Origin of the sequence: Psychrobacter sanguinis, from assembly GCF_020736705.1 — a bacterium.
Taxonomy (GTDB): Bacteria; Pseudomonadota; Gammaproteobacteria; order Pseudomonadales; family Moraxellaceae; genus Psychrobacter; species Psychrobacter sanguinis.
The window spans coordinates 1,132,764-1,148,384 of record NZ_CP085990.1 but is presented as its reverse complement, the minus strand read 5'-3'; the positions used below and the strand labels follow the sequence as shown (position 1 = coordinate 1,148,384).

General features: G+C 39.9%; 14 protein-coding genes and 1 pseudogene. 8 read left to right on the top strand and 7 right to left on the bottom strand.

What is annotated here, in order from left to right; genetic code table 11:
- Positions 1-114: 114 nt before the first annotated feature.
- From LK453_RS04820 to LK453_RS04800, 5 genes are all read left to right on the top strand, one after another.
- Positions 115-1,029, top strand: coding sequence for a YagK/YfjJ domain-containing protein (locus tag LK453_RS04820; protein ID WP_201536262.1), 915 nt, complete (start codon positions 115-117; stop codon positions 1,027-1,029).
- A 118-nt stretch (positions 1,030-1,147) separates the two neighbouring features.
- On the top strand, positions 1,148-1,438 hold the full coding sequence (locus tag LK453_RS04815) for a hypothetical protein (protein WP_201536265.1): 291 nt from the start codon (positions 1,148-1,150) through the stop codon (positions 1,436-1,438).
- 36 nt (positions 1,439-1,474) lie between these two features.
- Positions 1,475-2,467, top strand: coding sequence for a DUF932 domain-containing protein (locus LK453_RS04810; protein WP_201536268.1), 993 nt, complete (start codon positions 1,475-1,477; stop codon positions 2,465-2,467).
- 122 nt (positions 2,468-2,589) lie between these two features.
- Positions 2,590-3,723, top strand: coding sequence for a YqaJ viral recombinase family nuclease (locus LK453_RS04805; RefSeq protein ID WP_201536271.1), 1,134 nt, complete (start codon positions 2,590-2,592; stop codon positions 3,721-3,723).
- 122 nt (positions 3,724-3,845) lie between these two features.
- Positions 3,846-4,763 carry a recombination directionality factor gene (locus tag LK453_RS04800; RefSeq protein ID WP_201536274.1) on the top strand — a complete coding sequence of 306 codons (918 nt, stop codon included), beginning with the start codon at positions 3,846-3,848 and terminating at the stop codon, positions 4,761-4,763.
- Between the two features lie 85 nt (positions 4,764-4,848).
- On the opposite strand, the gene LK453_RS04795 is transcribed toward LK453_RS04800, so the two are convergent.
- Both LK453_RS04795 and LK453_RS04790 read right to left on the bottom strand, forming a co-directional pair.
- A complete protein-coding gene (locus LK453_RS04795; protein WP_322746167.1) occupies positions 4,849-5,361 on the bottom strand; it encodes an IS630 family transposase in 513 nt (170 codons plus the stop codon).
- A gap of 41 nt (positions 5,362-5,402) precedes the next feature.
- Complete coding sequence (locus LK453_RS04790) at positions 5,403-5,906, bottom strand: winged helix-turn-helix domain-containing protein (RefSeq protein WP_227954005.1); 504 nt, start codon at positions 5,904-5,906, stop codon at positions 5,403-5,405.
- Positions 5,907-6,056: 150 nt separating this feature from the next.
- On the opposite strand from LK453_RS04790, the gene LK453_RS04785 reads away from it, so the two are divergent.
- Positions 6,057-6,317, top strand: a complete 261-nt coding sequence (locus LK453_RS04785; protein WP_201536277.1) for a helix-turn-helix transcriptional regulator — start codon at positions 6,057-6,059, stop codon at positions 6,315-6,317.
- 96 nt (positions 6,318-6,413) lie between these two features.
- On the opposite strand, the gene LK453_RS04780 is transcribed toward LK453_RS04785, so the two are convergent.
- A complete protein-coding gene (locus tag LK453_RS04780; protein WP_201536280.1) occupies positions 6,414-8,066 on the bottom strand; it encodes an RNA-binding domain-containing protein in 1,653 nt (550 codons plus the stop codon).
- Positions 8,067-8,381: 315 nt separating this feature from the next.
- Here LK453_RS04780 and LK453_RS04775 point away from each other — a divergent pair, with 315 nt between their 5' ends.
- Complete coding sequence (locus tag LK453_RS04775; RefSeq protein WP_201536294.1) at positions 8,382-9,083, top strand: CBS domain-containing protein; 702 nt, start codon at positions 8,382-8,384, stop codon at positions 9,081-9,083.
- 730 nt (positions 9,084-9,813) lie between these two features.
- On the opposite strand, the gene LK453_RS04770 is transcribed toward LK453_RS04775, so the two are convergent.
- The 4 genes from LK453_RS04770 to LK453_RS04755 all read right to left on the bottom strand — a co-directional run bounded on the left by LK453_RS04770 (position 9,814) and on the right by LK453_RS04755 (position 14,955).
- The gene (locus LK453_RS04770) at positions 9,814-10,065 is read right to left on the bottom strand and encodes a hypothetical protein (protein WP_201536297.1); all 252 of its coding nucleotides are present in this window, start codon (positions 10,063-10,065) and stop codon (positions 9,814-9,816) included.
- A 191-nt stretch (positions 10,066-10,256) separates the two neighbouring features.
- Positions 10,257-10,466, bottom strand: coding sequence for a hypothetical protein (locus LK453_RS04765; RefSeq protein ID WP_201536300.1), 210 nt, complete (start codon positions 10,464-10,466; stop codon positions 10,257-10,259).
- Between the two features lie 696 nt (positions 10,467-11,162).
- Complete coding sequence (locus LK453_RS04760) at positions 11,163-13,967, bottom strand: SIR2 family protein (RefSeq protein ID WP_201542121.1); 2,805 nt, start codon at positions 13,965-13,967, stop codon at positions 11,163-11,165.
- A gap of 169 nt (positions 13,968-14,136) precedes the next feature.
- Positions 14,137-14,955 carry an abortive infection family protein gene (locus LK453_RS04755; RefSeq protein WP_201536306.1) on the bottom strand — a complete coding sequence of 273 codons (819 nt, stop codon included), beginning with the start codon at positions 14,953-14,955 and terminating at the stop codon, positions 14,137-14,139.
- A 342-nt stretch (positions 14,956-15,297) separates the two neighbouring features.
- Between LK453_RS04755 and LK453_RS04750 the strand changes: the two are divergent.
- Positions 15,298-15,551: pseudogene (locus LK453_RS04750) on the top strand (transposase); the annotation flags it as partial.
- Between the last annotated feature and the right edge of the window lie 70 nt (positions 15,552-15,621).

Sequence of the window (15,621 nt, the reverse complement as noted above, 5' to 3'; positions counted from 1 at the left end):
GGTTATTTATATTATTAATAATATTAATAATTACTACTCAATATTCATGAGTAAGAAAATACAGACTTGGTTGATATTTATGTACAACAACATAAATATCAACGGAGCACACTCATGTCATATTCACTCATTAACCAATCACAACTTATTGACAACATCGATAAGCTCGTTAGAGACGTCGTATTCCAAACTGTCAATTTTGACGATATTAAGAATCGTTTGAATGCGTTATATCGTCCCTTCATGGAAAGTCTAAATCCTGATTTCTTTTACTCACAGACCATCGATGCATTTGTCTACAGTACCGATGCTATTGTTGGTGATTCATATCCGTCTGATATCATTTGGGATCATAATAGGACACAACAATTCATTATCAATCTATCGTGCTACAGAAGCACGATAGAACTTGAATATAACGCTTGGCGATATCAGGAGGGCCAGAATAGAAAGAATCTTGAGAGTTACGTTAGAAACTTGATTAATCACTATTCAAAACTACTATTCGTTCGTATTGATTTAAAATACTCACAAGAAAATAGTCATACTGTGACCATTGAGGATTTTAATCGTCACATGTCTAAGCTTAGAGAGCTAATTAGTAACAAGCAAACTTGCTTTGCACATTTGCAAGGCAACGCGTGGGCGTTGGAGCAAGGGTATGAGAACGGAGGTCTTCATTGTCACTTACTACTAATCTACGATGGATCGGAAAGACAAAATGATTGGTTTATAGCTAAAGAGGTAGGTGAGAAGTGGCAGGAAATCACGAATGGTACAGGAGCTTATTATAATTATCACAGTACTGAGCGGAAGCAAAAGTATCAGATAAATGATCGCTTAGGCATTGGTATGATTCATCGTGATAACCCACAGCAGGTAGAAAATGCGGTCTGTACTGCCCTCTACTTAACCAAACCTGACAAGGTGGGTCAGCACTTAAAAGTCTGGCTGCCTAGCATGCGCACCTTTGGTCATGGCATTTATAGAACGGCTAAGCGTCGAGGTTTACCACCCATAGCAAACTAATTTCAAATACATACTACTGTCATGAGATCTAGCATTACTGTCTTAATACCCATCCCTTCTAACCATTAAAGGTCTGCTTTGTACAGACCTTTTTTATGCCGTTAATAAAGGAGTCCTTATGAAAGTAGTTTGTCCATACTGTCACGCGTCTTCTGTTTGTAAATTATCTGATGCTGCTGCTGAGCAAGCTGTTGATCAGCAATTGAGCTCTGCTGTACTGAAAGGTGCTGCTCGCGAGCTATGCCAGTCGCTAGAAGTTCACCCGCTTATCAAAGTAGTAATGGGCATGACGCTTATCGTTACTTTCCAATATCTTAAGTCTAATTATGGGTCATTACCCTTGGTGCAACAGCCTTATCGCTGTGAGAACTGCAATCAAGTCTTCACGGTGTTCTATCCATTTGTTTAAGCCTCAACTTCACTTATTAATACAGGAAATACTCTCATGGCACATTTAATCGAAAACATGGCATACGTTGGCGAGACCCCTTGGCACGGTCTCGGTAATCAGTTGCCTAAGAATCAACCTATCGAGGTCTGGGCAAAGGAGGCTGGTATGGACTGGCGTATCGAATCATCCGATGTCAGCTACATGGCAAACAATGATAAAGGTCAAAGCCTGATCTTGCCCTTTGATAATAACAAGGTGTTGTATCGCTCTGACACGCTTGAGCCATTGTCAGTCGTCAGTCAGCGTTACCAAGAAGTTCAACCACGCGAGATATTAGAATTCTATCGGGATCTCACCGAGCAGTCTGACTTTGAGCTTGAGACGGCTGGTGTTCTAAAGGGTGGTCGAAAGATGTGGGCATTGGCCCGTACAGGTCAGTCAGCAACGCTTAAAGGCGGTGATGTCAGTAATGGGTACTTGTTACTCGCAACGGCGTGTGACGGGACTCTGGCGACCACAGCACAGTTCACCTCCATCCGTGTGGTCTGTAATAACACCTTAGCGATTAGCCTCGCTAATGGCAGCGGTGGTGTGGTGAAAGTACCACACAGCACCTCATTCGATGGCGACAGAGTGAAGCAGCAATTGGGCATCTCTGTTAAACAATGGGATGAGCATATGTATCAGATGAAGCAGTTAAGTCAGCGCCGTGTCACTCAGGCACAAGCGGCTAATTATCTGAACCGAGTGTTCAATGATCAGGACAATGACATCATTCTGTTTAACCGTGCTAAGAGGGAGAAAGATGCTATGCCCAATGCGAAGGCAATGAATCAAGTGATGAGCATGTTTAACGGTCAAGGTCGCGGTGCGGATCTGGATGCAGCGCGTGATACCGCTTACGGGCTACTATGCGCGATGACAGAGTTCGTTGATCATGAGCGTAGAGCCATGTCAACCGACCACAGATTAGACTCCGCTTGGTTTGGGGCTGGGGCAAAGCTTAAAGACAAAAGCTTAGAGGAAGCCTTTGCACTGATTGCTTAAAAGATCTTAGTACATGTAACCCATTAAACCACGCTTCAGGGCGTGGTTTTTTTATGCCTGTTGTTTGTCATCACTGTATCAACAACTGCAAATCTATAAACACTTTATCAAAGGAATTTACTATGACTATGATCGCATTAAATAATAGCACTCAGCCAAGACAAACTAAACGTGCAACGGTTAGCGCTAAAGCAAACCTGAAGGCTAAAACTGCTATAGATAATATACCTAACAGAAAGGACAAAACAGTTAAACCATCCACCACTAGTCAATCAGTATCTGCTAAACGTTTGGTCAATACCAAAGATCTCAGTCGTGAGGACTGGCTACGATTTCGAAAGCAAGGCATTGGCAGCTCTGATGCCGCAGCAGCTTGTGGTATTCATCCGTATTTGTCCATACTTGAGCTATGGATGATTAAGACGGGACGCATGACCTTAGACATCGATGATCAGGCAAATGGTATTGAAGGGTATGCGCCACTGTACTGGGGCAATACGCTTGAGCCAATGGTGGCAAAATTCTATCAAGAGCATACAGGCAATAAGGTACGCCGCGTCAATGCCATCTTACAGCATCCTGAGCCTGACAAAGCCTTTATGCTCGCGAATTTAGACTATGCCATCACGGGTAGTGACGAGGTACAGATTTTAGAGTGTAAAACCGCTGGTGAGCATGGCGCTAAGTTATGGAAGCATGGCGTGCCGTTATATGTCACCTGCCAAGTACAACATCAATTGGCAGTGACAGGTAAAACTGCGGCGCATATCTGCGTGCTACTTTGTGGTCACGAAGCTAAGATTTATGAGGTTGAGCGTGATGAGCGCTTGATTGAGTCGATCATCGAGCAGGAGCGTCTGTTCTGGCAGTACGTAGCAACAGACACCCCGCCAACGCCTGATCATTCAGAATCTTCTGCACGAGCAATAAAGCAGCTTTATCCCACCCCTAAGCCCTCAAGCAAGGTCGATCTACGAAACGATGACGGTGCTAACAAGCTGTTTGGTAAGCTGCTTAGCTATCGCGACGCTATGCAAGAGGCCGAGCAGCGACATGACCAGATCAAGCATCAGCTGCAAACGCTGATTGCAGATAATGAAGTGGCTGTATTCTTGAGTGGTGCGATCTCATGGAAGCGCTCTAAGGACAGCATTGGCCTTGACAGCAAAGCCATTATCAAAGCTCATCCTGAATTACTCGTGCAATTTAGTAAAACCAAGCAAGGCAGTAGACGCTTTGTCATTCTAACCGACTAAGTATCTATCCAACCGATCAACACATCACATAAATACCGAAAGCCAATGCATAAAAGCCCACCCTCACAAGTGGGATTTTTTATAGCTAAACACACTTTATTAAACCCATAAGGAATAACACCATGATTAAAGGTCTCACCATCACCCCGCCCGTTCTAGGACGTATTAGCATTGGACGCGTCATTATAAAAGATGGCAAACGTCTGCCTGCCAAAGACGATCAATTCACTATCACCAGCCAAATACAGAATAAGGAGGGCTGGATCAATCATCCACTTGATGAAAAGCTACGTAAAAGCAAAATGGATAAGCTCAGACAAATCCCTGTACGCATGCTGTTTAATGATCCTGAGCTAAACCTGCGAGCTGAATACACCTTGTTCGATCGTCAAACTGGACGTCCACTATGTGTGGGTGACGGTGAGCAGTGTCAGCGCAGAACAGGCAATGGTGTCGAGCAATTACCATGTCCATCCCCTGATCGCTGTACACTGGCACAAGGCGGTGCTTGTAAGCCGTATGGCAGACTGTACACCAATCTCTCTGAGGACGATGAGCTGGGTACGTTTATCTTTCGCACGACTGGCTTTAATAGTATTCGAACGCTTGCAGCAAGATTGAGCTACTTTGCCGCAGTATCGGGCAATAAGCTATCCTGTTTGCCACTGCAATTAACCCTACGCGGTAAAAGCACCACGCAAAGCTATCGGACGCCGATTTACTTTGTAGATTTGACATTGCGTGATGGTGTGACGCTTAAAGATGCCGTGTCCAATGCGAAAGCCATTGATACGGAGCTTAGTGAACATGGCTTTGATCAAGCGGCGTTAGAAGCAGCGGCAAAGCGTGGCTATGTGAACTCATGCTTTGAGATTGATATTGATGAGGTGTTTGCAGTCGTGGACGAGTTTTATCCAGTTGAGAGCAGTGATGCTAACCAAAACCAACAGGAGCAAGGACGCTTACAGAATGGCTTAGCGACTAATCGCTTGAGCAGCATTGAGCAAGGGCTACGGCAAAGTGTGACCGCTGTAAGTTGAGTAATATAAGTAAAAAGCACGACATAAAAAGGAGCTGATGATTCAGCTCCTTTTTTTATTGTCTCAGTTAAGTCTAATACCAATTCTAAAAAATAACACTCAAGTCGCACCACTCCCGCTGAGTGATAGACCTAATTAAGTTAGTCTCATTACACAATGCATTCCAAGCGTCACATGCCGCATCGACAATCGCATCATAACTCTCAAAACAGCGATTAGATAACCAATGCTGTTTAAGGTACTGCCATACCTGTTCAGCAGGGTTAAGCTCAGGTGAGTAGGGAGGCAATTTAAGCATGGTCACATTGTCTTGATCCAAACTTGGTTGGTGCCATAGCGCCCCATCCATAACCACCACGGCATGCCGACCTTCAGGAACAGCTTTACTGATTTCCTCCATATGCAATGCCATGGCTTGCTTATTCACATAAGGTAGAACAAGTCCAACACTCTCACCTGTCGCCGGATTAAAGGCACCAAATAGATAAGTCGATTCAAACTGCTGTTGCCTGACGACTCGAGGTCTTTGTCCTTTATAGTGCCAAACCCTTGTGATAGAGCCTTGTTGGCCAATACGTGTTTCATCCTGAAACCATATATCAACTTGCTTGATATCAACACCATCAGGTAGAACTTGCTTTACCTGCTCAAGGAAGTTTTTTTATATGCCTCCATGACTTTAGGATCTGCCTTAGGATGCTGACTACGCGCAGATATCCAGCTCATACCAATACGTTTCATGAGAGGATAGATCGCTTTAGGGGTATAGTTGGCGTTAAATTGTTCCTTGGCGATTTGTGCGATGTCTTTTGCCGTGAGCCTACCACCACCTCTTTGCTGCTGAGCTTCTACTATCGCTTGTTTGAATGGTTCTATGTCTTTTTCTGCTAAAAGACTCTTTCTGCCTCTGCCAGCTGCGTCATAGACACTAGTGATACCATGCAACCAGTATTTCCTTCTTATGGTATAGACGCCTCTAGGGTTATAGCCAAAGTTCTCTGCTACGGTCGCTATAGGATGACCTTGACTCAGTTGATGCAGCATGAGTAGTCTGATTCGCGCTCTGGCATTGCCTTCTGTTTTAGATAGTTGCAGAAAATCGTGGTCTGTGAGTTTATGATTTCTAGGGGTCTTTTTCGGCATATGATTCTATTATGTTGTTGAGTTGATTATATTGTATATTATTTTGTGGAATTGGTATAATCATCGGACTGCATAGGATGCAGTAAAAAAATATAGGACTCGGTAAGTATATGAGAGCAGACGCTCTCATTCGCTTATCAGGAGCTAGTCATGGAACAGTTAAACGGAAACACTCAGGAAAACACATCAATACCAAGCATACATCAGATACCTCGCATGCTGCCGCTAAAGCAAGTCATACATTATACAGGGCTTAGCAGCACAACGATTTACGACATGCTTGATAAAAGATCAAATCGTTATGACCCCACCTTTCCTGTTCAGGTGAAGCTATCAAGGGGACGCGTGGCATGGGTTGAAAGTGAGGTTGGCCTGTGGATTGAGAGCAAGATAGCTGCTCGATTTCATTGAGCCTATGAAAATAAGCCGCGTAGTGTGGCTTATTTTTTGGCTATCTTTAGCTATCTTTAGCTATCTTTAGCTATCTTTAGCTATCTTTAGCTATCTTTAGCTATGAGGAAGATACCACACTCTATCTTTAGAAACGACTAAGCCTTCTTTACGCATTTTCTGTAAGATATAACGAACTCGATTTTTACGTTGATCTTTAGCCAACACTTGAGGTAACTTGTTATCAAGCATTTTTTCAAAGTCACTAAGCTTACCTTTTTGGAAAGATTGAAGATATCCAATAATTAGTCCCTGATAATGCATGTCATCCAAACCACGCATCTGCATATACTCCGCCTGCTGCTCCGTATGCCTCGCAACATCAGCGGCGATCATATAGTTGTTTTTGCGCCCTTCTATCAGTGATTTTTTGCGCAATGTGTCAGCTTCGTCTTCAGTGATTGATTGCCCTTTTTGTAATCTATCAAGTGACATAATGTCATGTAATGACAGATTATCAACTTGCGCTAATTGCTTAGCGTACTCTTGATCCAGTACTTTACCGGTGAACTTCACTCGCACTCTATTGTCTGATAAGTCATAATCTGGCAAAGGGAAAAAGCGCTTGTACTGAATCTGATACATTTTTTTGATACCACTACCAATGGTGTCCATCATATTTAGACTAACCATAGCATTAACTAAAAATGGATTATGATAGCTCGCTTCAGGCGCATCTTGTAGCAAGACTTTCTCGATGGTCTTAGGAATGAACTCACCACTATTTTGAAAAATCAGTGTCGAGTCTTCTTTTTCAACCACCGTAATGCGTCCACCAAGACGATAGTCTTGATGACCAATGGCATTACTTAATGCTTCACGGATGATATAGGGGTCGTACTGCTGCACCTCTTCAGGGAACAGCGTACCAGCAGGCATATAGCGGTAATTTAGATTGCGAATTTTTTTATAAACCTCGTTCAAGGCTAACAAAAACGGTGGCTCAAAATGTTGATAGTCTTTTTCAATACCATCAACACCCTTCAGAATCCAAGTAATATGTGCTTGCGCTGGGCTTAAAAAATACGTGGATTCATAACGTCCCAATAAAATAATCGCTGTATTGGTGATCTGACCACGAATAGTAATTTTGGCTTTATTTAAAAAGGTGATGTCATCCCATCCTTGGAGATCCTCAGTCAAACGCTTGTTTTTATCAGCAAAGACTTGTCTAGCAACAGCGATGGCTTTAGAGTCAAGATCTTCAAGTGTTGCCTCATGGCAAATCTCAGCACTCCAATCATCCGCTTGATTTTGCCATAGCTTACGGCTTTGATCGGGATAATGCTTAAGTGGTTTAGTTAGACTACCAATACGAATATAAGGCTCATGCAAAAAGCTGATGGGCGTATCTGTGGCTGCTGGGATCTCAAACAGCACTACCGCTTTATCATCAACCTGTAGCTCATGAATGGTAAAATGAATCTTAGGGCTTAAACGGCTAACCAGCCAATGCTCTAAGTTTTCGTTGCCTTTGGCTTTTTTTATTTTTGGGCTAAAACTTGTACCCACAATGTGATGCGTGCCGTCTTCTACACCAAACACCAAATAGCCGAATTTCTTTCCAACCAAACACGCGCCATTGGCAAGCGCAGATATACGCTTGCCGACCTCTTCAGGGCTATGAAAGTTATGCTTAAACTCAAGCCATTCTTGTTCGGTTGGTTGTTGAGTTAGGCTCAGAACAAAATTTTGGTAGTAGTTGGACATAAGGACACTCTATAACTGACTAATGTAAGTGATTATAGTTAAAAAAACAGATTATAATAAATACTGTAATTTTTAAATAAAGTCTGGGTTCAGTAAAAGGTCAGGCAGACCGCCTTAGCAAATATAAACCACAGCATTTTGTTTAAAATGACGACACAAACTAAAGCTAGTGTTTTTGTCAACTGGTTAAGCAAAGAAGCTACCTTCTCGCTATTGACCATCAGGACTCTTGTCATAACTATCGATTATATTTAAACCTTGTTTAGTAAGCTCTTCTTTTAACTCAGCAACAGACTTCGATACATTAGGAATAATATGAATAATTCTGAAAATTTTTTAGAGACTTATAATAATCTTGATCAATACCTTAACAAGGAAGTGAGAGCTGATAATCATGTCGGTTATGCAAATAAAGTAAAAAATTCAAAGAACGCTATTGTGAGTAGATTTAAGGATGAACTGCTATCTTTTGGCACTTTGAGAAACGCAATAGTACATAACCCTAAAATAGGTAATAAGGCTATTGCTGAACCTCATGATAGTACAGTGAAAAGGTTTAATGAAATTTATGAAATGATAATTAACCCTAAAAAAGTAATCCCTACCTTTCAATTTGATGTTTTGGGGGCACAGAAGGATGATTATATCAATGATATCCTTAAGAAAATGAAGCAAAAATCATTCTCTCAATTCCCAGTGTTAGATTCAAATGGAACTATTATAGAGTTAATCAATAACAATACTATCTCACGTTGGCTGGCTTCTAAAATAGATGAGAATGGAACAATTATTATAGACGGTATAACTATCGAAAAATTGATGCCAGAAATTGAATTTAAACATAATTATAAGTTTATTTCTCGTGAGACCTCGATATATAAAGCTTACGATCTATTTTTGAACCATATAAACGAGAAAGAAAGAAATCTTGATGTTCTGTTTATTACCCATAGTGGAAGAGAAACAGAAAAGTTGTTAGGTTTGATTACTATTTCTGACTTATCCCCTTTAATATAAAGTGGTTCAAGATTGTTCAAACCTAGTGGTTATGTCAGTAAAGATGCCAATACTATTGCAAATAGCTCTGTCAGTAACAACTGCTGGATATTGCGGTGTAGGTGTAGGTGGAGAAAAAGGTAATACGACTTGCTATATATATAAAAATAATAAGCTTAAATAAACTCTAAGGTGTTAATACGACTATACTGAAGGTGCATCATCTTCATATAGCTTTAAGTATGTGATTCATACAGCTAAAGCTTTTAGTAAGATAGAAACAGCAAGCGACTATGATGAAGCTGGTAATGTAATTACATTGAATAGTGAGCCTGCAATCGAGAGATATAGTCATCCAAAAACTAGAAAAAATTGTCAACGATGAATACGCATAATCAGGTAAAAAACTTTAACCTGCTATAAAATTATTAGTACAAAATTTGAAATTTGTAGTTAATTACTATTAGGTCTGAAAAATTAATAAAAGATCAGCCACTTAATTTACGAAGTGGCTGATCTTTATTACGAACTATAGACATACTCTTTTAGTCTACTTCACTCATTCAAATACAGCTCTGCCATCTCATCGAACTTAGCCTTCACCTCATGGCTTCTTCATATCTAATAATTTAAAAGCTGATGTATCAGTTACCCATATCGCTTTAGATAGTAACGCCTCTAGTCTTTCTACAAAAATAAACTTAGCTTTATCTTGATACCATTGATCGATGAAATTTTTAACGTTAACGGCTCACATATTTGGAGCTTGCTCATCAAAGTTTTGCCCTAAAGTTTGCTTGGCTAAGAACACACGTATGATGTCCAATAACACCACTTGATTAGTTGCCTTGTTAGCCTTCGACTGATTAGCTAACAGCTTACTGCTACGCATGGTGTTGCATTGGTTAGGTGGAATAAACTCGTAACCTAGCGTGGTGAGCAAAGTTAAGTCAGGGAGCTTTGAGCTGAATTCTTCCTGAAAGTTGAAACTGAGGTTGATCATATCTGCCCACTTTAGACATATCGTTTGTTTAGTTTTACCGATTGTAGCCTAAAATGCTACGAAAGCCGTAACAAAGAACTGCCGAGGTTGCGAGTTACCCAAAGGGCACTAAGCATGGCGGTTATGTTGTATGCAGAATTTTCTGATAGTAGAGGTTTAACTCACCACATAATTCAAGCCTAAGTAAAGAATTACTTATGACCAATCATTGCGAAACTACCATCAGATTTCTTCATTGAGTATTTATGACCATCTTTTTTAAGAATAATATCTTCACCACATTTAGGACAACATTCATTCATTTCAAACGAGTCTTCGTCAGAAGCGGCAAGATTATCCATAAAGGACTCAAGATCATCGTAACTAAGTACGTTATTACAGTTAGGGCATGTTTCTGACATAGTGGTTTCCTTAAATACTCAATTAGTGGATTAGTTTTTTTAACAACATTATTTCTGTCTGGCTGCATTAAAACTTTATATCCACATATTGAATAATTTCAACCAACATGGCAATATATATTTATCCTAATTATATTAAACAGCTTTGTTTGTAACCTTAATATTAATAGTTCTATTTTACCCTGTAGGGTTGATATCTGACTTTACAGTTTGGAACGCTTTAAACGACGTCGCACTTTTTGCATTTATATATAACACGTCCGCTAAGCTCACCAAAGGAGAAACGAGTATGGTAACAACTATTTTAAATAAATCTTACAAGGTCTTACGGGGATGAGAGTAAGTAAAAAGGTTACAAAGATTGAGTTCAGCAAAGGTTCGACCTATGTCCCCACCATATATGAAACCGCCCTAATGAGGGCGGTTTTTCTATCACATTAATTGTTTAGCCTACATCTCTACGCAACCACCACTCGCTTCTTACCCGTCAACAATACCTGCAGCAGGACTTGTTATACGATACTTGAACATAATTCCTACTGGACGTATACGGCCAAGAGCGGGCATTTGAAAAACCACTAGAATCAGGCTTGATTCAAAACTTGACTCTCCCGATAAGATTTAGACATTCTGTCGCCAAACCTAGACTACGAAGAGGATCTATATTTTAACTATTTTTCTATTTTAACGACATACTCAAATTAATGAAAAGTTGGGGAGGTGTTTATATTGATCTATTAGATCGCCTAACTCTTTGTTTAGCCCTGCTAACGTGTCGATTTCTTTCTCATCTATTAAATGTTGAGTTAATTTTTTGAGTGAATATATCTGTGTTGAAAACTTTTTGCCATCACGAAACTGTTCCAAATATTCATCTAGCTTCGTAACAGCCTCTGCTTCAAAATCTTTAAAACCCACAGCAACTGACCAAAGTTCAAATTCCCAATCATCTATGCCTTTTGTTTTTGATTGAGAAATGACTTCCTTAATGAATCCCTTAATAGTATTTCGAACATTAGTATTCGAAATATTAAAGATGCTGTAAAGCAGAGATCTCGAAAATTTACGCTGATCTTCTGGTTTGTAAGTTCCAAGTTCAGACACCAGCCGGCGGACTCGGTCCTTATCAGTGTATTCGCCTTTTACTACCCCAATATAACCGTATAAATTGCCTATAGATCCATTGAGTACCGCATGGTGATCCCAACCATGGGCTGTTTGGGAAGTGATTTTATCGATTACGGTGTTTAATATATTTATCAAAACGTCAGTTTCAATCTCCCGCTTAAATAAACTGTGTTGGTGTGCTAAAAATTCATTTATTGCCTCGTAAGTCCCGATAGTTGTTGAACTACTAGTAATTAACTGGGAAAACTCCCTCATAACTTTTGAAATATGAGTGTCACTCAAATCAAGAAATGCAAGTAATCGCACGCTGTTTTCAAATTTAGTTTCATGACCGTCGGTTAAACTTCGATCTTTTATTAACCGATTGGTTAAGTTTGGCAAAATGGTAGAAACAATCCATTCTGAACACTCATCACTAGCGTTTAGACGAAGTTGATTGGAATCCTCATTTTTAGAAAATACTCTGAGCTCTGACCGTAGTTCTTTTGATGAATAGAATTGGATGGCTGAGTAAAATTCATATTGATTGAGCTTTACTATTCCTTTGAGTGATTGACGGAGTACGGAAATCTTGACGAAGTCTCTCATAATCGCTTTATATGGGGCATGCTGATCAATCATTATGTGATTTTTCAACGCAAACATTAACAGATTAATGTGTGTGGAAGTTGGTTCATCTGCATTGTTGTTAAAACTCATTCCTCCAGCTTTTATACTTTCAACGGTTTTTGTGAGTTCAAGTATCTTTTTTGTACATTCGTTTGCTTTTTGATGAACAGAGTGCAAGGCTAAAAAATCATACAAGACTTGATTCTTTTTTATCTCTGATCTTGGAAATTTAAAAAATTCATCTTGAAGCTCTACTTCCATTTCCTTTTCAAATTCTTTTCTATTTTCTGTAGAAAATGAGTACTTGAGCCTCCATAAAATCGAGTTTTTATTAAAAAGCGCTATCAATAGCATTGAGTATATTTTATGCCTTTTACAAGCAAGAATAAGTTCGGAGTTCTTCTTAAATGCTAATTCATCCTCGCCAAATTTATAGCGTTCATAAGTTTCTGATGACAAAGATTTTATAAAATCATTACTTTTGCATTCATATTCTGAAAAAGATATGTGTTTCCTATCTTGCTGCTCTAGGTTTTGAGCTGAACCTATTTTCTCGTTCACAAAGTATATTATTTTCCCGCTATCATTATCGTTGGGTAAAACGATACCTTTGATATGAGCTAGAGCTAAGATAGAAAGGACGTCCGTAAGTCTTGGATTTTTTCGATAAAACTTTTCTTTTTCACCTTCATCAAACAAATCTATGCGAGATAGGATCTTCAAGAATTTTTCGTGAAGCGACCTTATGGTGTCGCTGTAGTCCGTAGTCAGGACTCCTTTGGGCTTGAATAACTCTAATATATTTAAGCCATCGACATCGTAACGAAACCCACAGTTTGTTATCGCTCTCCGTATTTGATCATGAGTTATTGAATTTAGCTGTTTTAGGTGTTTTATACGCTCGTATAGGAAACTGATAACTTCCCGCTCATCGTTCGGGTCTACTGCTCTAACATCTTGAATGATAGATGTTAAAAAAGATTGAGTTAGCGCTGACCTTTTTTCTAAATGCTGAATTTCATCAGTAGAATAGCTTTCACTATCTAGCACTAATGTGGTGACCCCATGATTTCTCAAGTAGCTTTCTTGAGGCTTGTCTGTTTTGAAATTTATCAAATACATCGGAGGAGCTGACGAGGAATGGCTTTGCATCCATTTCATTATGTGCTTAAGGTTAGTGTCATTATAGGAATACCCTAAAAACAGAACTGTATGTGTGGAGAATACAGACTTGATATAATTCTCTATAAGTGGAAAATTTCTTGAATAGTTGAGGTAATCATCTTCTTTGAAAACTATATTGTGATTTTTAAAATCACCATGGATTTTAATAAATTTATTCGGACTAGTTGAACTGACTAAGTCCTTGTCTGTACATATCTTATCGTATAGATAGCCTTCCTGCTCTATTGCATTTTCTATGATGTAGTCCCAGTTGGTAGTGATTATTACGCGTGGGCTTACCTTCAAAATTGTACGATGTAAACTCGATGGGGTGATGTCTTCAGGAAAATATTTCTTTAATGTTTGGTTGTATGTCTGCTCTCCAAACTCAAGATAATATAGTTGAGCTAGTTTTAAATAATCTAGCTCTTCATTTATCATTAAGTCTGACTTTAGTTCAGTTATTAGATCATTCCACAAAGGCAGCTTTATATAATCAGTATTAGAGCTTATTGATATACCTGCACCGACAAATATAGCTAATCTATCATCTTCATTAGCTTGCTTTATGTTTTTAATATGAACATTGTGCGGGTGCATTCTAAAATCCTTTTGCTTCTTAATAGTTAGTTGCAGTCAGAGTAAGCCTTAATGTCCGCTTTGGGTCGAAAGCGGTTGCTCTTGCGATACCATATAACGCCCTCAGCATGCGCGGCTTTGTAGTAAAGTCGAAGCCGCAACGAAAAAGCCGTCGCCGTGCCTGCGATTGCTAGGTTTTCTTGGCATGTAGCACCTCCATAATGAAAACCACTAATGTATGTGAAACATTAACCACAAGCCGTGCTTCAGCAACCACGATGCTTGGCGGACTGGAGCCACGTCCATGTGCTGAACCTATATGTGACCTAAAAGCGCCCACACCATCAATGATTGATGAAATACCTTTTAGCACTTTATGCTGATCTGCGGCCAAGGTGACATCAGCGTTCAAGCTTAGGTGAGGGTGCACGACCGCCCACAATGGCATAACATTCAATTTATTTGGTGTCACCAAACTGAAACACTCTATGTAAAACTTCAGGGTAGACTCAATAATCGAGCATGCCGCAGTGACTGATGCATGTGGGTCAGTTTGAATATGCTCCACCGCTCTCTCAAACTCTTTTTCAATAGACGAAAAATTGCCCGACTTAAAATAGTCTTCTAACGTTTTAGATATGGGAGTTGACCCAGCTTGAGTAATGTAGCCATTCAGTCGGTACGAAAGCTGATTTTGTGCCAAAGCTGCTTTAATCCGTTCCTGACCCTCTACCATTTTTGAAGGCAAATTGTCAAAAAACGATGACGATGGTTCTTGATCCATGTAGCCCTGAATAATCCTGCCAAGCACCTCAAGTGCATCAATTTCTGGATCGTTATTGCAACGCTTTAGCCAATCACTACATTTTTTCTCACAATTCCCTTCTGGTGCATCACCGGGAGCACCACTTTCCATGAATAGTGTTTCTAACTTTGAATGACTGTAATAATGGCCTGCAATTACTGAAGCGACAGCACCTATTACAGAGTTTGGAATATTATCTATCAATCTCTGATCTCCATGAGTCTAACGTAAAGTTTCAGCGGGCACAGCGACCAAAAGGAGCGATATTGAGCGCAGGACTAGGTATCTCCCGATTGATCGGTCCGCTAAGTTCTTGCGACATATTTATGAGACTCAGTAACTTTATCACTTTTTGAAAAATCCTGCTCAATTTGTATTAAATTTTCATTACTCATATCCTAAGCTATGCTGAAGAAACTGTAGAAACAAACTTTGTAAACTAGTTAGATCTCTTGCATAAGTTATTGCTAGCCCTTGATACTCGTTAGGGGAGGCCGATAAAACGGTACTTTCGCAAGAGGTTTAGGGTATTAATAGGAGTTTATCATGACTAAAAAATTTAGAACCTACAGTGCAGCTTTCAAAGCAGAAGCCGTCAAAAAGATAGCAGATAATAACAGCAACTTGCATGCGACTGCGCGGCAGTTAAGAATAGTGATATAAACGCTATCCAATTGGAAGAATAAAGCGAGAGAAGAAAAGCTAAAAGGCAATACGCTCCTGAGCTTATGTCAGTGCTTGGAGCAATCAAACAGCCCAAACGGCAATTAAAAATAGCTGAAGAGGAACAAGAGATAATGAACTACCCCCTACCTCAGAGGTAGGGGACTTCTGCAGAAAGCTGTCAAATGATGCTTATGCCACTACATA